Annotated in this window: 16 protein-coding genes and 1 pseudogene; 11 read left to right on the top strand and 6 right to left on the bottom strand. The window is 70.5% G+C overall.

Translation table 11 applies throughout. The annotated features are described in order from the left end of the window. Position 1: 1 nt before the first annotated feature. The 8 genes from RUTHE_RS05940 (at position 2) to RUTHE_RS05910 (ending at position 7942) form a co-directional block, all read left to right on the top strand. Entirely contained in the window at positions 2-262 is a 261-nt protein-coding gene (locus RUTHE_RS05940) for a sarcosine oxidase subunit delta (RefSeq protein ID WP_021097417.1), read from the top strand. Further along, positions 259-3177: a sarcosine oxidase subunit alpha family protein gene (locus tag RUTHE_RS05935; protein ID WP_021097416.1), complete on the top strand. Its 2919-nt coding sequence runs from the start codon at positions 259-261 to the stop codon at positions 3175-3177. The genes RUTHE_RS05940 and RUTHE_RS05935 overlap by 4 nt, the downstream gene beginning before the upstream one ends. Then, positions 3170-3532: a hypothetical protein gene (locus RUTHE_RS05930; RefSeq protein WP_021097415.1), complete on the top strand. Its 363-nt coding sequence runs from the start codon at positions 3170-3172 to the stop codon at positions 3530-3532. The genes RUTHE_RS05935 and RUTHE_RS05930 overlap by 8 nt, the downstream gene beginning before the upstream one ends. Positions 3533-3587: 55 nt before the next feature. Continuing rightward, complete coding sequence (locus RUTHE_RS17980) at positions 3588-3716, top strand: Sarcosine oxidase, gamma subunit family (protein ID WP_021097414.1); 129 nt, start codon at positions 3588-3590, stop codon at positions 3714-3716. Positions 3717-3792: 76 nt separating this feature from the next. Then, positions 3793-5079 carry an FtsH protease activity modulator HflK gene (gene hflK, locus RUTHE_RS05925; RefSeq protein WP_021097413.1) on the top strand — a complete coding sequence of 429 codons (1287 nt, stop codon included), beginning with the start codon at positions 3793-3795 and terminating at the stop codon, positions 5077-5079. A gap of 2 nt (positions 5080-5081) precedes the next feature. After that, positions 5082-6116, top strand: a complete 1035-nt coding sequence (gene hflC, locus RUTHE_RS05920; RefSeq protein WP_021097412.1) for a protease modulator HflC — start codon at positions 5082-5084, stop codon at positions 6114-6116. 2 nt (positions 6117-6118) lie between these two features. Then, positions 6119-6340, top strand: a complete 222-nt coding sequence (locus RUTHE_RS05915; protein ID WP_021097411.1) for a DUF2065 family protein — start codon at positions 6119-6121, stop codon at positions 6338-6340. 90 nt (positions 6341-6430) lie between these two features. Continuing rightward, the gene (locus RUTHE_RS05910) at positions 6431-7942 is read left to right on the top strand and encodes a DegQ family serine endoprotease (protein WP_425413932.1); all 1512 of its coding nucleotides are present in this window, start codon (positions 6431-6433) and stop codon (positions 7940-7942) included. A 105-nt stretch (positions 7943-8047) separates the two neighbouring features. Here RUTHE_RS05910 and RUTHE_RS05905 read toward each other — a convergent pair whose 3' ends face one another. Next, on the bottom strand, positions 8048-8569 hold the full coding sequence (locus tag RUTHE_RS05905) for a peptidoglycan-binding domain-containing protein (RefSeq protein ID WP_021097409.1): 522 nt from the start codon (positions 8567-8569) through the stop codon (positions 8048-8050). A gap of 166 nt (positions 8570-8735) precedes the next feature. Between RUTHE_RS05905 and RUTHE_RS05900 the strand changes: the two genes are divergently transcribed. Next, a complete protein-coding gene (locus RUTHE_RS05900) occupies positions 8736-9059 on the top strand; it encodes a 2Fe-2S iron-sulfur cluster-binding protein (RefSeq protein ID WP_021097408.1) in 324 nt (107 codons plus the stop codon). Positions 9060-9084: 25 nt separating this feature from the next. Here RUTHE_RS05900 and RUTHE_RS05895 read toward each other — a convergent pair whose 3' ends face one another. Then, on the bottom strand, positions 9085-9843 hold the full coding sequence (locus RUTHE_RS05895; protein WP_021097407.1) for an adenosylcobinamide-GDP ribazoletransferase: 759 nt from the start codon (positions 9841-9843) through the stop codon (positions 9085-9087). 69 nt (positions 9844-9912) lie between these two features. On the opposite strand from RUTHE_RS05895, the gene cobT reads away from it, so the two are divergent. Beyond that, positions 9913-10923 (top strand): nicotinate-nucleotide--dimethylbenzimidazole phosphoribosyltransferase, encoded by a 1011-nt coding sequence (gene cobT / locus RUTHE_RS05890; RefSeq protein WP_021097406.1) that lies wholly within the window; start codon positions 9913-9915, stop codon positions 10921-10923. A 29-nt stretch (positions 10924-10952) separates the two neighbouring features. Here cobT and RUTHE_RS15370 read toward each other — a convergent pair whose 3' ends face one another. Then, the gene (locus RUTHE_RS15370) at positions 10953-14108 is read right to left on the bottom strand and encodes a hypothetical protein (RefSeq protein ID WP_211217722.1); all 3156 of its coding nucleotides are present in this window, start codon (positions 14106-14108) and stop codon (positions 10953-10955) included. Between the two features lie 181 nt (positions 14109-14289). Here RUTHE_RS15370 and RUTHE_RS05870 point away from each other — a divergent pair, with 181 nt between their 5' ends. Next, on the top strand, positions 14290-14997 hold the full coding sequence (locus RUTHE_RS05870; RefSeq protein WP_040645365.1) for an SIMPL domain-containing protein: 708 nt from the start codon (positions 14290-14292) through the stop codon (positions 14995-14997). A gap of 90 nt (positions 14998-15087) precedes the next feature. On the opposite strand, the pseudogene RUTHE_RS05865 reads toward RUTHE_RS05870, so the two are convergent. From RUTHE_RS05865 to RUTHE_RS05855, 3 genes and pseudogenes are all read right to left on the bottom strand, one after another. Next, positions 15088-16382: pseudogene (locus tag RUTHE_RS05865) on the bottom strand (O-acetylhomoserine aminocarboxypropyltransferase/cysteine synthase family protein). A 135-nt stretch (positions 16383-16517) separates the two neighbouring features. Continuing rightward, positions 16518-17480, bottom strand: coding sequence for a hypothetical protein (locus RUTHE_RS05860; RefSeq protein ID WP_021097401.1), 963 nt, complete (start codon positions 17478-17480; stop codon positions 16518-16520). 18 nt (positions 17481-17498) lie between these two features. Then, positions 17499-18512, bottom strand: a complete 1014-nt coding sequence (locus RUTHE_RS05855; RefSeq protein ID WP_021097400.1) for an NAD(P)-dependent oxidoreductase — start codon at positions 18510-18512, stop codon at positions 17499-17501. Positions 18513-18597: the final 85 nt, after the last annotated feature.

The following is an 18597-nucleotide window of genomic DNA, read 5'->3' as shown; positions in this document are numbered from 1 at the left end:
GATGCGTGTGACCTGTCCATGGTGCGGCGAACGGGACCGCCGCGAATTCACCGTTCAGGGCGACGAGACGGCCTTGCGCCGCCCCCATCGCGATGCCCCGCCCGAGGACTGGCATGCCTACATCCATCTGCGCGACAACCCGGCCGGGCGCCTGCGCGAGATGTGGTATCATGACCCCTGCGGCACCTGGATCGTGGTCGAACGGGATACCGTGACCCATGCCGTCCATGGCACCACCCCCGCGCGCGAGGCGGCGCGATGAGGGTTGCCGGCAAGGGTCTCTATCAGGGGGCGCCGCCCGTCTCCTTCCGCTTCGACGGGGTTGCCTGGCATGGGGTGGAGGGGGATACCCTCGCCTCCGCGCTGTTGGGCGAGGGGGTCCGCCTCATGGGGCGCTCCTTCAAGTATCATCGCCCGCGCGGTGTGCTCTCCGCCGGGTCCGAGGAGCCCAACGCGTTGGTCTGCGTCGATGGCGTGCCCAACACGCGCGCCACCATGCAGGAGATCTGGGAAGGGATGGAGGCGACGTCCCAGAACGCCCGTCCCTCGCTCCGCTTCGATGTCCTGGCCGTCAACGACTGGCTGGCGCCCTTCATCGGCGCGGGCTTCTACTACAAGACCTTCATGTGGCCTCGGTCCTTCTGGGAACGGGTCTATGAGCCGCTCATCCGCCGCGCCGCCGGTTTGGGCCGGCTCGATCCTTCGGCCGGGCCGCTGCTCTGCGAAAAGGCTTGGGCTTTCTGCGATGTGCTGGTGATCGGCGCGGGGCCGGCGGGCCTTTCGGCCGCCCTGGCGGCAGGCCGGGCAGGGGCGCGGGTGATCCTGGCCGACGAAGGTGCGCGCATGGGCGGCCGTCTGCTGGCCGAGACGGATCCGCTGGACGGCCAGCCCCCCCATCTCTGGGTGGAACGGGTTCTCGCCGAACTCGTGCAGATGCCGAATGTGCGGCTCATGCCCCGCACCACCGTGACGGGGGTCCATGACGGGGGCACCTTTGCCGCGCTCGAAAGGGTGAGCCTGCACAGGGCGCCGCGGGCCGATCTGCCGCGCGAATGCTTCTGGCGGATCGTCGCCCGGCGCGCGGTCCTGTGTGCCGGTGCCATCGAACGGCCGCTTCCCTTTCCCGACAATGACCGCCCCGGCGTGATGCTGGCGGGGGCGGTGCGGGCCTATCTCAATCACTGGGGCGTCGCGGCCGGGCGCCGTGTGGTCGTCTTCGGCAACAATGACGATGCCCATCGCACCGCGCGCGACTGTCACGCCGCCGGGCTGACCGTGGCGGCCCTGGTGGACAGCCGGCCCGAAGCCGCGATGCCCGGCGCGCCCTTCCCCGTGCTGCCGGGGGCGCGGATCGCCGGAACCCGGGGCCGCCTCGGGCTGAGCCGGGTCACGGTCGAGGGTCCTCAGGGCCGGCAGGAGATCGAGGCCGATGTCCTGGCCGTCTCGGGCGGCTGGAGCCCTTCGGTCCATCTGGCCTGCCATCTGGGGGCCAGGCCCGTCTGGGACGATCGTCTCCAGGCCTTTCTGCCTCCCCCCGGCGGGGTGCCGTGGATGACCGTGGCCGGGGCGGCCGCGGGCGAGTTCACCACTGCCGGCTGCCTGCGCGACGGCTGGCGCGCTGCATCTGCGGCGCTCGCGGATCTCGGCCTGCGCGCGCCCGATCCCGATCTGCCCGAGGCCGAGGGGCAGGCCCCCGCGCAGGGGCCCTTCATTGTCGTCGAGGGCAGGCGCCAGTTCGTGGATTTCCAGAACGATGTCACCGTGAAGGACATCCGCCTTGCCGTGCAGGAAGGCTTCTGCAGCGTCGAGCACATGAAGCGCTACACCACGCTGGGCATGGCGACGGATCAGGGCAAGACGGGGAATGTCCCGGCCATCGCCATCCTGAGCGAGGCGCTGGGCTCTCCGGTCGCGGCCACCGGCACCACCACCTTCCGCCCCCCCTATACCCCCGTCTCGATCGGCGCGATGGGGGCGGGCGGGCAGGGGATGGGCTTTGCGCCCCGACGCCTGACGACATCCCATGCGGCCTGTCTCGATCGCGGTGCCCCGATGATCGAGGCCGGGCTGTGGTATCGTCCCGGCTACTTTCCCCGCCCGGGCGAGACGACCTGGCGGCAGAGCTGCGACCGCGAGGTGACCATGGTGCGCCAGGCCGTCGGCGTGGCGGATGTCTCCACGCTGGGCAAGATCGACATCCAGGGGCCGGATGCGGCGGCGCTGCTCGATTTCGTCTATTGCAACACCTTCTCCACCCTGCCCGTGGGGCGCGTCCGCTATGGCCTCATGCTCCGCGAGGACGGGCATGTGATGGACGACGGCACGACGGCGCGGCTGGGCGGGAATCGCTACATCATGACCACGACCACCGCCGCCGCGGGTCAGGTGATGCGCCATCTCGATTTCGTGACGCAGGTGCTGCGTCCCGATCTCGACGTGCACTGCGTCTCGGTCACCGAGCAATGGGCACAGTTTTCCGTCGCCGGGCCAAGGTCGCGCGATCTTGTCCAGGCCGTGGTGGATGCGGATCTGTCGGATGCCGCCTTCCCCTACATGGCCTGTGCCGAGGCGCCGGTCATGGGCGTGCCGGGCCGGGTGTTCCGCATCTCCTTCTCGGGCGAACGGGCTTACGAGCTGGCCGTGCCCGCCCGCTATGGGGCCTCGCTCTACCGTCTGCTGGTCGCCTATGCCGAATCGCTGGGCGGCGGCCCCTACGGGATGGAGGCGCTCAACGTCCTGCGGATCGAGAAGGGCTACATCACCCATGCCGAGATTCATGGCCGCACCACTGCCTTCGACATCGGCATGGAGCGGATGGTCAGCAAGACGAAGGACTGCATCGGCTGGGCGGCCTCGCGCCGTCCGGGCCTGCTCGAGGCCGATCGCGAACAGCTGGTGGGCCTGCGTCCCGTGGCGCAGGACGGCGTCATCACGGCCGGTGCGCATCTCTACCGGCGCGAGGATCCCGCCACGCGCCTGAACGGGCAGGGCTATGTCACCTCGGCCTGCTGGTCGCCCACGCTGGGCAGGGCGCTGGGCCTTGGCTTCCTGCGGCGGGGGCGCGAACGCCATGGCGAGGTCGTCCGCCTCGTGGATGCCATGCGCGGGGTCGAGACCCTGTGCGAGGTGACCGATCCGGTGTTCCTCGATCCCAAGGGAGAGCGGCTCCGTGGCTAGGCTCATCGCGACATCGCCCTTCGAGGGGCTGTCCCTGCCGTTGGCGATCGGCGGCGCGCGGCTGTCGGCTGTCGATCCCGGGCCGGCCTGGTCCGTCGCGCCCTTCCGCGGTCATGAGGCCGCGGTGTCGCGCCTTCTCGGCGGTGCCATGCTCCCCGATCCCGGCCAGGTTCTGGCCTGGGGCGAGGGGCGGATGATCTGGGTCGCGCCGGGGCGCTTTCTCCTGGCGGGCCGCCCCCCGCCCGAGGGTCTGTCGGCCCATGCCTCGGTCGTCGAGCAGGGGGATGGCCTGGCCGTGGCGGTGCTCGAGGGATCCGCCGCGCAGGACGTTCTCGCCCGGCTTCGTCCCCCTTGATCTGGATCCTGCCGCCTTTCCCGAAGGTCGGACCGCCCGGACCCTTCTGGTCCACATGGCCGTCAGCCTGACCCGGATCGGCCCCGATTCCTGGGAGATCATGGCCATGCGCAGCATGGCGGCAACCCTGGTCGAGGAGATCGCCCAGGCCATGCGTCATATGGCGGGGCGCGCCCTGCTCTGACCGGCCGCTGCCGGTTCGCTCTTGCCTTTTCCCCCCTGGATGACCAGCTAGAGGGCGAACAGAAGAGGGAAGAGGCATGGCGAACGGGGGGCCTTGGGGCGGCGGCGGCCGCGGCGGCGGTTATGGCGGGGGGGGCGATGACGACCATGATCGTCCCGATGATCGGCGACCACCTCCGCTGCGCCGGCCCGGCGATGGTCCTCCCATCCCGGATATCGACCGTCTGGTGAATCGCGGGCGCGAGCAGCTTCGTGTCCTGATGGGGGGGCGCGGCGCTCCATCCAGACCCTCCGGGGGGGTCGGCGGCGGGGGCGGGCCGAAGGTGACGCGCGGCACGATGCTGCTTGGCGGTCTCGCGCTTGTCGGTCTGTGGGCCTTCATGTCCTTCTACACGGTCCGGCCAGAGGAACAGTCCGTCGAACTCTTCCTGGGGCGGGCCTATGCAGTCGGGCAGCCGGGCCTCAACTTCGCGCCCTGGCCGCTCGTGACCTATACCGTGGTCAATGTCACCTCCGAGCGGACCGAATCCATCGGCGCCTCGTCGAGCCCCACCACATCGACCAGCGCCGAGAATTCCGGCCTCATGCTGACCACCGATGCCAATATCGTCGATATCGGCTTCCAGGTGGTCTGGAATGTCTCGGATCCGCAGCAGCTGCTGTTCAACATCCGCGATCCGGAACTGACGGTGCGCGCCGTGTCCGAATCGGTCATGCGCGAGATCATCGCCGCATCGAACCTTGCGCCGATCCTGAACCGCGACCGCGGCATCATCGCCGATACCGCGCGCGAACGGATCCAGGCGACGCTCGATGCCTATCAGTCCGGCATCCGCATCCTGCGCGTGAACCTGCAACGGGCCGATCCGCCGGCCGAGGTGATCGATGCTTTCCGCGCAGTCCAGGCCGCCGAGCAGGAGCGCGACCGGCTCCAGCGCCAGGCCGATGCCTATGCCAACCGCGTTCTGGCCGAAAGCCGCGGTCAGGCCGCGCAGATCATCGAACAGGCCGAGGCCTACCGTGCCCAGACCGTCAACAACGCCCTGGGCCAGGCCAGCCGGTTTTCTGCCGTCCTGGCCGAATACCGCAATGCGGAGGAGATCACGCGCGAACGCCTCTACATCGAGACGATGGAGCGCGTGCTGGGTGACGTGGACAAGATCATCCTCGATCCGGCCGTGGCCGGGGCAGGGGGGAATGGCGGGCAGGGAGTGGTGCCCTTCCTTCCGCTGGATCGTCTGATGCGGGCCCCGCAGGGTGCCGGCGCTGCCGCCATGGCGGCAACGGGCTCGGTTCCGCTGCCTCCGCAGACCGGATCCGCTTCTCCCGCCGCCATGGACATGAATACCGGGACGGGGAACTGATCATGCGCCGATCCGCCACTGCCCTTCTCGTGATCCTCGCTGCGGGGGTCGTGATCCTGCTGTCCTCCATCTTCGTGGTGGACGAACGGCAGAAGGCCCTCGTGCTCCAGTTCGGCCAGATCCGCCAGGTGCGCGAGGAGCCCGGCCTCTACTTCAAGCTGCCGCTGATCCAGGAAGTCGTCTATTACGACGACCGCATCCTCAGCCTCGATACGGAGACGATCGAGGTCACGCCTGCGGATGATCGGCGTCTCGTCGTCGATGCCTTTGCCCGCTACCGGATCGCGGATGTCGTGCGCTTCCGCCAGGCCGTCGGGGTGGGGGGCATCGCCGCGGCCGAGGATCGGCTGGGGGCCATCCTCAACGCCCAGATCCGCGAGGTGCTGGGGGCCGATCAGGTGACATCCGATGTCATCCTGTCGGCCGAACGCGGCAATCTCATGGTGCGCATTCGCGACGGCGCCCAGCGCGAGGCAGCCAATCTCGGCCTCGCTATCGTGGATGTGCGGCTGAAGCAGACCAATCTGCCCATCCAGAATCTCGAGGCCACCTTCGCCCGGATGCGGGCCGAGCGCGAACGCGAGGCCGCCGACGAGATCGCGCGCGGCAACGAGGCGGCCCAGCGCGTGCGCGCCCTCGCCGACCGGACCGTGATGGAGACCATCTCGGAGGCCGAGCGCGAGGCGCAGATCACGCGGGGCGAGGCCGATGCCGAAGCAGCCGCCATCTTTGCCGAGGCCTTCAGCGCCGATCCCGAGTTCTTCGAGTTCTACCGCTCGCTTCAGGCTTATGAGCGGACCTTGCGGGGGACGAACTCGACGATGGTCCTGACGCCGGATGCCGCCTTCTTCCAGTATCTCTATGCCGGCCCAGCCCTGTCCGGCTCCGGGTCCGCTGCCGCTGCGGAGGGCGGCGCGGCAGGCGGAGACGCGGCCAGCGGAGAAGCGGGCGAAGAGGCGGCCGCAGGGGTTGCCCCGTCCGGGCTGGCCCCGTCCGAACCGCCCGAGGCCGGGGCCGGTCCGGCGGCCCAGCCCTGACGATGGGCTGGATCCTTCTGTCCCTCGGCCTGCTCCTTGTGGCCGAGGGCCTTGTCTGGGCCCTCGCGCCCCGGCTGATCGAGGAGCTTCTCGCCGCTCTGCGCCTGCTCAGCCTCGAGCAGCGGCGCCTTGCCGGGCTGGCGGCGATGGCGCTGGGCCTGGCGCTGCTGTGGCTGGCCCATGGCATGGGGGTCTTGCCTGCCGCGGGCATCACACCCTCTTGACGGGGCGCGATCAGGCTTTGCTTTGCAAGGCTTGGTGCTTAGGTGAGACAGTGCCGCCGATAACGGCGCCTGCCGCCGCATGAGGAGTTGATCGTGACATCCCAGATTTCCCCCACCGTCGCGGCTCGCCGCCCTGCAGCGGCCGCCGCGCTGCTGATCGGCACCGCTCTGGCCGTCGGGGCGGTGGTGCCGCTGACCGCGCAGGAGTCCTCCGGCACGGCCGTCACGCCCGAGGCACCCCTGACCTCGCACGAAGACGGTCGCCCGGCGAGCTTTGCCGAACTGGCCGAGCAGGTCAGTCCGGCCGTCGTCAACATCACCACGACGACGCTGGTTGCCGGGGGCATCGGTCCGATGCCGCCCCTGCCCGAGGGGTTCGAGGATTTCTTCGAGAATTTCCGCAACAATGACGGGACACCGCGCCGGTCCTCGGCGCTCGGTTCGGGCTTCGTGATCTCCCCAGACGGCTACATCGTCACGAACAATCACGTCATCGAAGGCGCCGACGAGATCCGGGTCGAGTTCTATTCGGGCGAGACCATGGATGCCGAGATCGTCGGCACCGACCCCAACACCGATATCGCCCTGCTGAAGGTGGACGGCACCGATCTGCCGCATGTGGAGTTCGGCGACAGCGACGGTCCGGATGCCGAGGTGGGCGACTGGGTCCTGGCGATGGGCAATCCGCTGGGCCAGGGGTTCTCGGTCTCGGCGGGGATCATTTCGGCCCGCAACCGGGCACTGTCGGGCACCTATGACGACTACATCCAGACCGACGCGGCCATCAATCAGGGCAATTCGGGTGGACCGCTGTTCAACATGAGGGGCGAGGTGATCGGCGTGAACACCGCCATCCTGTCGCCGAATGGCGGTTCGATCGGGATCGGCTTCGCGATGTCCTCGGCGGTGGTGAAGGATGTCGTCGCCCAGCTCAAGGAATACGGAGAGACCCGGCGCGGCTGGCTGGGTGTGCGCATCCAGGACCTCACACCCGACATGGTGGATGCCATCGAGGGACTGGCCTCCGCGCATGGGGCCCTTGTCACCGATGTCCCCGAAGGACCGGCCGCCGAGGCCGGGATCCGCTCGGGCGACGTGATCCTGACCTTCGAGGGCAACCAGATCGACGACACGCGCGAGCTGGTGCGCCTTGTCGGGGCCGCTCCCGTGGGAGAGACCGTGACTCTCGAGGTGCTGCGTGACGGGCAGGTGATGCCGATCGAAGTCACACTTGGCCGGCGCGAGGAGGCCGAAGCCTCCATCCTTCCCGCTTCCACCCAGAACGGGGCGCCCCGCTCCTCCGAGATGCTGGGCCTGTCCCTCTCCGAGCCGGCTCCGGAACTCCTTCAGAAATTCGGTCTCGACGAGAACACCGAAGGTCTGGTGGTGACCGCGGTGGATCCCGAATCCAACGCAGCGGACAAGGGGCTCCAGCCGGGCGATGTCATCGCCGAGGCGTCCCAGACCCCGGTCCGCACCGTCGCCGAACTCAAGGAGGTGATCGATGCGGCCCGTGAAGCCGGACGCAAGTCTGTCCTGCTGTTGATCCGCCGCGCGGGAGAGCCTCGCTTCGTCGCCCTGCCGATCGATGAGGCTGGCTGACCCCGGTCGCGCGACGAAAGACAGTCCGACCGCATCGGAAGGGCGCCTGCGGGCGCCCTTCGTTCATCCGTGCGGGGGCGCTGCGGACGGCCCTGCCGCGGCGCGTCACAGCGCCGCCAGCTCCTCGGGGCTGAGCGGCACAGGGCCGAGCCGGCGCGCCGCGGCCATCGACAGGAGGGGACTGTCCGGCCCCGTTGCCCGCTGATAATCCTGAACGGCCTGTCCCAATGCGGCATCGAGACGGCCGTTGACTGGCCCGCGATAATAGCCCCGCACCGCCAGCGCCCTCTGGAGCGATTCGACGAAGTCCTGCGTGTAATGAGGCGGGCAGAGCGTCTCGAAGGCGACAGCCTGCCTTTCGCGGGCGATCTGTTGGCGGATCACACTGCGATAGGTGGCCGGCACGCGGATCACGCCATCGGGGCCGGTCACGGCCGGGGTGACGAGTTCCTGCACCGTCACCGTCTCGATGACGGCAGGCTGGATGTCATGTCCCCAGCAGCGTCCCTCGGCGTCCTGTTCGATCTGCGCCTGCATGAAGGCCGGGACGGGACGCGGCGAATCGCCTCCGCCTGCGGCACAGGCGGTGCAGAACATCAGCAGGGCAAGGCCATGGCAGGTCTTCATGACCCGCACAGGCTAAGGGGCCGGCGGAGCGCTCGGCAACGCTCCGGCGGCAGAAGGTCCGGCGCTGTCATCAGCGCCCCACACCTCTGTTCGCGATCGGCCTGGCACTGGAACAGCGGGCAAGGGCGGCCTAGATAGGCGCCGCAACCGCGATGGAGACCGCCGCATGGCCCGCATCACCTATGTCGAGCATAACGGCCGTGAACATGTCGTGGAGGTTCCGAACGGTCTGACCGTCATGGAGGGCGCCCGCGACAACGGCATTCCCGGTATCGAGGCCGATTGCGGCGGTGCCTGCGCCTGCTCCACCTGCCATGTCTATGTCGATCCCGAATGGGTGGACCGGCTGCCGCCGAAGGAGCCGATGGAACAGGACATGCTCGATTTCGCCTGGGAGCCCGATCCGGTCCGCTCGCGCCTGACCTGCCAGATCAAGGTCACCCCGGCGCTCGACGGTCTGCGCGTCCAGATGCCCGAACGGCAGATCTGACCGCCGGGGCATCGCCCACCGGCCGTTAGATTCCCGCCAGAAGCGTCAGAAGCACCGCCGTCTCCGAAAGCTGCTGCACCGCGCCGCAGGTATCGCCTGTCTGACCGCCCAGCCGCGCCCGCACCAGCAGGATCCAGACGCCTGCCACGACTGCCGCGGCCAGAGCGGCCCCCAGGCCCGCAGATCCGGATCCGGTGGCCACAAGAGCCAGAGCAAGGGCGATGCCCCCGCCCAGCGCCAGCGCCCGGTTGTCCGGGCGCCCCACGAGGCGCGACAGGCCATCCGCTCGCGCAGGGGGCAGCGCCCAGAGAAGGGCTGCCATCGGCCATCGGCTCAGCGCCCCCGCCGCGATCAGCGCCTCCCATTCCGCTCCCGCCCGGATCAGCACCGTCAACGCGCTCCAGCGCAGCAGGATCACCAGGATCAGCCCCAGCGCGCCATAGCTTCCGATCCGGCTGTCGCTCATGATGGCCAGCCGCCTCTCCCGCGTGGTGCCGCCCCAGAACCCGTCTGCACAATCGGCCAGCCCGTCCTCATGCAGCGCGCCTGTGGCCAGCGCCTGCATCCCGAGCGCCAGCGCCGCCGCTACCTGCGCGCCCAGCCCCAGCCCCATCGCCGCCCAGGCCGTCAGCGCGCCGAGAAGGCCGACCGCCGCGCCCGCCAGCGGCCAGGCCCAGGCGGCAGCGGCCCCGCGCATCGGCGGGATGACGGAGACCGGCAGGCGTGTCAGCAGGGCGAGGGCCTCGGCGATGTCGCGCGGACGGGGGCGGCCGATGTCGGGCATGGGCGGCATTTCCTTCGTGACCTGACAGCCTTATGGCATGCGCCGGCTGGGACACAACGAGGGATTCAGATGCCCCCCTTCACGACCTTCGCGGATTTCCGGAACCGGCTGTCGGATCTGCCCTTGCCGGATGCCGCCGCCCGCCGTGCCGCCGAGGAGCGCAATCGGCAACTCACCAAACCCCCCGGCTCGCTCGGCCGGCTCGAGGAGCTGGCCGTCTGGCTTGCAGGCTGGCAGGGGACCGCGCGTCCGCGGATCGAACGGCCGCAGGTGGCCCTCTTCGCGGGCAATCACGGGGTCGCCCGGCGCGGCGTCTCGGCCTATCCCGCCGAGGTCACGGCCCAGATGGTCGCCAATTTCGAGGCCGGCGGCGCCGCCATCAACCAGCTGGCCCGCATCGCCGGGGCGCGGCTGACCGTGCGCGCGCTCGATCTCGACAGGCCGACCGCCGACTTCACCCAGGGCCCTGCGATGTCCGAGGAGGAGTGCTGCGCGGCCCTTCAGGCCGGCTGGGAGGCTCTCGACCCCGAGGCGGATCTGCTCGTCCCGGGGGAAATGGGGATCGGCAACACGACGGCGGCTGCGGCGCTCTGCGCGGCGATTCTGGGGGGCGAGCCCGAAACCTGGGTCGGCCGGGGCACCGGTGTCGATGAGGCGGGTCTGGCCCGCAAGGCCGAGGCCGTGGCGCTCGGTCTTCGGGCCAATCCTTCCGCACGCCGGGATCCCCTCGAGGCGCTACGCTGCCTGGGCGGTCGCGAGATCGCGGCCATGACGGGCGCCATCGCCGCCGCCCGGGCCCGCGGCGTGCCGGTTCTGCTTGACGGCTTCATCTGTACGGCTGCGGCTGTCGTCCTCGCCCGCAGCGTGCCGGGGGGGCTCGATCATGCGCTGGCCGCACATCGCAGCGCCGAGGCCGCCCATGGCGCCGCGCTCGAGGCGCTGGGACTCGATCCGCTCCTCTCGCTCGGTCTGCGACTGGGCGAGGGGACGGGCGGGGCGCTGGCCGTGGCCGTGCTGCGCGCCGCCTGCGCCTGTCAGGACGGGATGGCCACCTTTGCCGAAGCTGGGGTCAGCGGCTGAGAGCGCCCGGCTTGCCCGATCCCCGGTCGTCAGCGGCCGGGGATCACCAGCGTCTCGGTGCGGCCTCGCCGGACAATGTTGAGGGCGTTGTCCCCGATCGCCGTGACCTGCCCGCCATCGAGCCGATCGCCCACCGACACCCGCACGAGACGGCCATTGCCCAGCCGCACCAGCGCGCGCCTGTCATTGGGCGTGCCGAAGATGCCGATCAGGTTGATCTGCCGCATCTGCATCACGTCCTGAAAGGTCGCGGCCTGGGCAACCGTCGCCGTGACCGGCCCGGAGGGAACGGCAGCCGCACTGCTCGCAGGTTCCGGTTCGGATTCGGCGATCTCGTTGGGCTGGAGCCCCTCCAGGCCCACGCCGCCGGCTGTTGCCGGCGCAGCGGTCTGCGGAGAGGGCTGTTGGGCGCGGGCAAGGCGGGCCAGCTGATCGGCGACCACGCGGTCGAAGTGGCGCGGTCGGGCATCGGGCAGCCTGGCGCGCGCCACGGCCTGGGGGGTCGCTCCGGCCAGCGGATCGGGGGCCCCCTGGACGATGGCGGCCAGCGTGGACTGAAGATCGGGGGCCGCTGTGGGGGCGGGAGGAGGCGGCGCTTCGGGGGCCGGTTCCGGCGCGGCCAGCGCTGCGGCCACCGCGGCATCGGTGTCGGATGTCGCGGCCGCCGTGGCGGTTCCGGCCTGCTCGATCGTATCGGGACGGGGCGCAGGGCGAGGCCCGTCGAAGACATCCGCCACCACGGGCTCCTCGAGGGGCTCATCGGGGGCCAGGCCTTCGGGGCGCGGGCTGGGGCGCGGTCCGTCGAAGGCCGCGAGCAGCATGGCGTCCTCTGCCGGAGAGGCCGTCGGATCCGTGACCAGCCCGCCAAGGCCCACCGCCCCCGGCATCGGCGCCAGGTCTGGATCGACGAAGGCCATCGCGGGCGTGCCGGTTCCGCCGCCGACCCCCTCGTCGGGGCGGGCCGGCGGGGCGACCGCCGGCGGTGCCGTCATCGGATCGGCCAGATCCGGATCGGCCTGCGCGGTCGGTTCGGCTGTTCCGGGGCGGGTGGGAGGCCGCACCGGCGGTGTGCCGGCGATCAGCAGGATGCCATCGGGGCTCAGGGTGCCTTCGGGCGTTGCCGCGATCAGCCCCCTGTCGTCGCGGGGCAGACGCGTGCCGGCGGGGGGCGGATTGGCCGGGGGCAGCATGGCCGGGTCCGAGGCCGGTGCCGCCAGCGCCGGGGGCGGCGGTGCGTCCGGCCGGGTTTCCAGAGCTGCAGGCAGGGAGGGCAGCGCCTCGGTCCGGGGTGTGACCGCCAGCCGTTCGGAGCGCAGCCAGACGCCCGTGGCCGCATAGAAGCGCTCGGCCTCGGCGGCAGTCACGACACTGCGCGGCGAGGATGTCACCGCCTGGGGCATCGCCTCGCTGCCGGCAGGGGTGCCCTGCAGGGCAAGCCCGGCCATCGCCCGTGCCACGGCGTCGGCGGCGGCGTTGAGGGCCTGTTCGTCCGGTTCGGGATCGGCAGAGGCTTGCTGTTCGTCCGTTCCGGCGGGTGCAGGGGGCTGATCCACCGCCATTGCCGGCAGGGCAGGAGAGACCGAGGCCGAGGCCGTCTCCACGGCCGGACTGCCGCGGCCCAGCAGTCCGGCAAGGCCCGATGGCGATGTCGCGGCCAGGACGCCCACCGCCGCCATGACGATCAGAAGGATCAGCGTCAGGATGAGCCCGAGATGACGGGGCTTGCCCCGGACAGGGGGCACCGTGCTGCGTTTGCGGGCGCCGAAGATCGTCAGCCGTTCGCGATCCTCGGCGGGGGTGGCAGGCGCCATGCCGGCCGGCGGGGGTGCGATGGAGGATCGGCGTGGCACCGCAGTCGGCCGCCCTCCCGCAGATGCCCCCCCCTGCGGCCCTGCCGCAGGCCTCGTCCCCTCGGGCGAGGCAGCGGCGGGGGTGCCGGAGGCGGCGGCAACCCCGGAGCCGGAGACGGAGCCGGAGACGGAGCCGGAGACGGAGCCGGAGGAGATGCCGGAGACGGGCTTGGCACGGGCCGTGTCGGCCGTTCGGGACAGGGGAACGACCTTCGCCCCGGCGCTGCCCCCATCGCGGACGGGCCGCGGCGGGCGGGGTGGCAGGCGGGAGGACAGGGCAGCGGCGGCCTTGCCGCTCGGGGCGTCCGCATGGAGGACCCAGCGCACCGCCGACGGGGCCTCGCCGGCGGCCGCGGGTTCGGGGCGATCCCCGCCCGTCACGTCGGCGGGCTTGCCGGCCGGCTTGTCCGCATCGGCCGAGGCCCCGGCCTTGGGGCGCCGGTGGGGGCGGCTCCGTGAGGAAAAGACCGGCTCGGGCTCGGGCGCCTCATGGGCCATGCCCGCGCTGCCCGTCGTCTCCCGGGCGGTCTCCGCAGGGCCGGCGCTGTCGCTGCCGCTGCTGTCTTCCGTTCTGACAGAGGCCTCGGGCTGCGGCCCCTGCGGTTCCGTGTTCGTGCCCGTGTCCGGGGGGGGCGTCTTGGCGGCCGGTTCCGCAACGGGCGGCGGCCCCGCCTCCGCACCGTCCTGCGGGGCAGGAACGCCCGCCCCGACGGCGCCGGATTCCGCGGCCTTGCCAGGCAATTCCGGCTTTGCCTCAGCCTCTGCGGCCTGTGCCCCTGCCGGCCTGTCCGGGGCGTCTGCCGGGGCGTCTGCCAGGGCGCCGGCGGGCAGCAGGGGCAGCCTTGCGTCCCGTGCGACCGTCTCCGCGCCGGGGACCGTGCCGAAAAGGACCTCCTGCCCCCCGAACGCATCCCCCCCCGGCCAGGCGACATAAGCCACCGGCCCGAAGCCGTGCTCGGCCGCGAAGACCCGGGCCTCTTCCAGCGTCTCGATCGCCACGGCCGCGACATGGGTCCGCCCGCCGACAGAGACATGATCCACCGCGAGATCGTCGAGCGCATAGGGTGTCAGCCCGTCGAGCGCGGCCCGCGCGGCCTGTGCCTCGACCTGCGGATCGTCGAGCACCAGATAGCGGATCTGGTCGTCGGGCAGGACGAGCTTGCAGCGCAGCGGGCCGCCGGCCGCAGCCTCGCCCTTGCGGCGCAGGGCCGCCAGATCGCCGGCCAGATCCGGGGAATCGAGCGCCACCTCCCCCAGGAACACCCAGCCCCGGGATGTCCGCTGCAGCAGGCGGATCCCCTCGAAGGACAGTGACAGGGCGAAATCAGGTCTCATCATGCAGGCGTAACATTCCCCGGCCAGGGCCGGAACAGGGCGGCGGCGGCGGGGAACTGTGTAGCAGGTTCCCGCCCAGACGGAACAGCAGGACCGTGCCCTTCACCTCTCCGTGCCTTGCCGTCGGCGGTTTTCGGTCCAATCCTCACGGCGGATCAGAACGGAGCATCCCATGCGTCCCATGCGACTTGCGCCCCTTGCCGCCGTCCTTGCCCTGCTGCCGCTTGCGGCCCCGGCGCAGGAGACACCTTCCCCCTCTTCCCTGTCGCGGGTCCTGTCCGTGACAGGCGAAGGGCATGCCACCGCCAAGCCCGACCTGGCCCGCATCAGCCTCGGGGTCAGCCATCAGGCCGGGACAGCCGCAGAGGCGATGGCCATGATGGCCGAGGGGATGCAGGCCGTGCTCGCGCGGCTGACGCAGGAAGGGATCGCCAGCAGCGACATCCGCACCGGGCAGCTCATGCTGGAGCCGGCCTGGAACTACAACACGCCGGACGGCAACCCGGTGATGACCGGCTTTGTCGCCACGCAGCTTGTGGACGTGACGGTGCGCGATCTCGACCGGGTCGGCGCGGTGCTCGATGCCGTGGTGCAGGACGGCGCCAATCGCGTGAACGGGGTGACCTTCGACCTCGCCGAGCCGCGCGGGGCGCTGGACGAGGCCCGCCGCCAAGCCGTGGCCGATGCCCGCGCTCGCGCCGAGCTCTATGCCGAGGCCGCGGGCGTCACGCTGGGTGAGCTGATCTCGATCGCCGAAAGCGGCGGCTTTGCGCCGCTGCCGATGTATGATGCCCGCGGCATGGCCGCAGGGGCGGAGGCTGTGCCGGTCGCGCCGGGACAGATGACGCTGACGGCCAGCGTGGCGATGACCTGGGCGCTGGCGGACTGACGACCGTCTGTCGCCGAAGATCCGGCCCCCGAAGATCCGGCCCCCGAAGATCCGGCCCCGGAAGCCTCGCCTCCGGGGCCGGTGAGGGCGTCAGGCCGACAGGGCCTGATCCAGATCGGCGATGATGTCGGCGGGATCCTCGATCCCGATCGACAGCCGCACGACATCGGGCGCAACCCCTGCCTTGCGCTGCTGCTCCTCGGTGAGCTGGCGATGCGTGGTCGAGGCCGAATGGATGATCAGGCTGCGCGTGTCGCCCAGATTGGCGACATGGCTGAACAGTTTCACGTTGTTGACGAGCCTGACGCAGGCGTCATAGCCGCCCTTGAGGCGGATCGTGAAGATCGCGCCGGCGCCCTTGGGGCAGATGCGTGCCGCGCGGGCGAACCAGGGCGAGGATTCGAGCCCCGCATAGGTGACTTCGGCCACGCGGTCATCCGATTCGAGCCAGCGGGCGACGGCCATCGCATTGCGGACATGCTTTTCCATCCGCAGGCTCAGCGTCTCGATGCCGAGAAGCGAATAATGCGCCCCCTGCGGGTTCATGGTCATGCCGAGGTCACGCAGCCCGACCGCGATTCCGTGGAAGGTATAGGCCATCGGCCCGAAGGCCTCGGTGAAGCGCAGACCGTGATAGGCCGGTTCGGGTTCGGTCAGCGAGGGGAACTTGCCCCTTGCGCCCCAGTCGAACTGACCCGAATCGACGACCGCTCCGCCCGTGACGGTGCCATTGCCGGTCAGATACTTGGTCACGGAATGGACGACGATCGTGGCGCCGTGTTCGATCGGCCGGCACAGATAGGGGGTGGCGGAGGTGTTGTCCACGACCAGCGGCACGCCGGCCGCATTCGCCACCCGCGCGACCATGGGCAGGTCGGTGATGTGCCCGCCGGGGTTGGAGATCGATTCGCAGAAGACGGCGCGGGTATCGTCGTCGATGGCGGCGCGGATCGCAGCCTCGTCGTCGATGTCCACCCATTTCGTGTGCCAGCCGAACTTGCGGAACACCTGGGTGAACTGCGTGACGGTCCCGCCATAGAGCCGCGTGGAGGCGACGATGTTCCGCCCCGGCTCCATCAGGGGATAGAGGGCCATGATCTGCGCGGCATGGCCCGAGGAGCAGCACCAGCCGCCCTGTCCCCCCTCGAGCGCGACGATCCGGTTGGCCAGCGCCATGACCGTGGGGTTGGTCAGGCGGGAATAGATGTATCCCACTTCCTGAAGGTTGAGAGACGCGCCGCATGGTCCGCATCGCGGAACACGAAGGCGGTGGACTGATAGATCGGCACCTGCCGCGCGCCCGTCGCCGCATCCGGCGCGGTCCCGGCATGGACCTGCATCGTGTCGAACTGCATCGGCCTGTCGCTCCTTGCTGGCCCTCCCATGACAGGGACCGACCCTAGAGGAACCGCATCGGAACGGAAGAGGGGACGGGATGCCCCGCAGGCCCCGTCAAAGGAACGGACGTTCCGATCATGCCCTGATACGGGAACGCGCGTTCCTGGCTTTTGGAGATCGGATCAGCGCAGCCAGTATCCGGCGGCCTTCAGCCGCTGGCGGATGTCCTTTTCGCGTCGCGGCAGCCGGCGGCGGTCGAACAGGGCGCGGACGCGGGCGCCTTCGCCCTCCTGCGCCATCCGCCGCAGGGGTTCGTGCCGGCGCAGCAGCCCGGCCAGCGGCTCGCGCCGGGCGAGCCTTTCCAGCATCGCCACTGCGGCATCGCTTTCGCGCGCATAGAGCAGGGGAAAGCTGCGGTAGTGGCAGGTCACGTCGCCATCCATGCCGGCGAGTTCGGGGCCGGGTCGTCCGCCGCCGAAGGAGGCCACCACCAGCGGCAGCGCCACCTGATCGAGCCAGGGATCGAGGCTCTGGCAGGCCAGCGCATCCCCCGGTTCCTCGCGGATGGCAAGGGCGAAGCGCAGGAAGCGCTCGCCGAAGGCGGCCGGATCGGGCCCCGTGAACCAGCCGGCATTGAAATAGAGGAAACGCTCCCAGTATTCCTCGGGCTGGCTGCGGTCGAGCGTCGCCTCCATGTCGAGTCCGAAGCGGGCATAGAGGCTCCCCCAGACGCCGGCATAGCCGGGCCAGTAGGGCTGTTCCACGGGCCAGGTTCCTTCGCGTCGCATGGAGGCCGTGGGCCGGTCGAAGTCGAAGGGCACGGCGCCGATGTCGCCCAGGATCAGCGTGTCGGTGTCGAGGAACAGAAAGGGCTCGCCCGCGGGCAGGACGGCCAGCCCCTCGATCTTGTTGCCATAGGGGTAGGCGGCGCCGAAATGGCGGCTGTCGAAGGGGCGGATCTCCGCGCCCAGCGCCTGCAGGGCGGACCGCCCGTCCTCCGACAGGCGGGGATCGGCGGGCCAGAGCGGACCCGGCTGGGGCTCGGCCAGGATCAGCCGGCCGGCAAAGCCGGGCGCGGCTTCGCGCAGGCTCGCCGCCAGCAGGAGGGCCTCGGCCTCGAGCCGCCCCCCCTGCGCCACGGCCATGATGTTGAAGCGCACTGGTCAGCTCTTCGAGACGGGCATGGAGCGGAAGCGGGCGACCGTCTCGCGTTCTGCCCGCCGGCAGGAGACGGGTGGCAGGCCCCGTTCGATCAGGTCGAGATCCTCAAGCATCCGCGTTCCGATCTCGCGCAGGGCCTGGGTCAGGGCGCCGGCCCGGTGGGGCGAGAACAGGATGCCGGGCACGCGGCGCAGCGGGTCGTCCTGGGGTAGCGGTTCGACGGGAAAGACATCGGTGGCCACGCGGATGCGGCCCGCGGCGGCGGCTTCGGCCAGGGCGTCGAAATCGGCGGCTGCGGCGCGGGACATCAGCAGCAGATTGGCCCCCTGCTGCATCCGGGCCAGGGCCTCGCGGCCGATCATTCCGGCGTTCTCGGTCGTGATGGCGGCCATGACGAAGACGAATCGGTTCTCGGCCATCAGGCGCTCGAACGGCACCGGTTCGAGGCCCATCCGTCGCAGATATCCCTCCGGCAACCAGGGATCGAAGACCTGCACGCGGACGCGGAAGGGCGCCAGCAGCGCATGCAGGGCCCGGCCCAGATCGCCATAGCCGATGATTCCCACGGTCGAGCCGCTGAGAAGCTCCGATTCGCGGTTGCCTGCGAACAGCCAGCGTTCCTGGCCCCGCAGGAAGGCGGCATGTTCGCCATGGATGTTCCGGGCCAGCGAGATTGCCATCCCCAGGGCCATCTCCGCCACGGGCAGGGCAAAGACACCGCCGGGCGCGATGACATGGATGCCGCGGCGGAAGCATTCCTCATAGTCGATATTGGGCAGGAAGTTGGTCTCCACATTGACGATGACGCGCAGCTTCGGGGCGCGGTCCAGACGCTCCCGGTCCATCGGCTGCTGACCGATCACCGCCTCGGCCTCCGGCAGATGGGCGGCATAGAAGGCGTCCCTGTCCTCTCCCTGCCATTCGATCACCTCATGGCGGCTGCGGAACAGCCGTTCCTCCTGCGGCGACAGGATCTCCGCGGTGCTTCGCGGTTCGGGATCGTAGATGACGCGCATGATGTCTCCTCCTCCCGCTTGTCGCAGACCGGCGGCCCGGACAAGCCTCTTGTGCTCATGAAACGTTTTTTGATAGCGTGATGCA

The sequence above is a fragment of the Rubellimicrobium thermophilum DSM 16684 genome (genome assembly GCF_000442315.1).
Classification (GTDB): Bacteria; Pseudomonadota; Alphaproteobacteria; order Rhodobacterales; family Rhodobacteraceae; genus Rubellimicrobium; species Rubellimicrobium thermophilum.
This window is presented reverse-complemented; position numbering and strand designations above follow the sequence as displayed.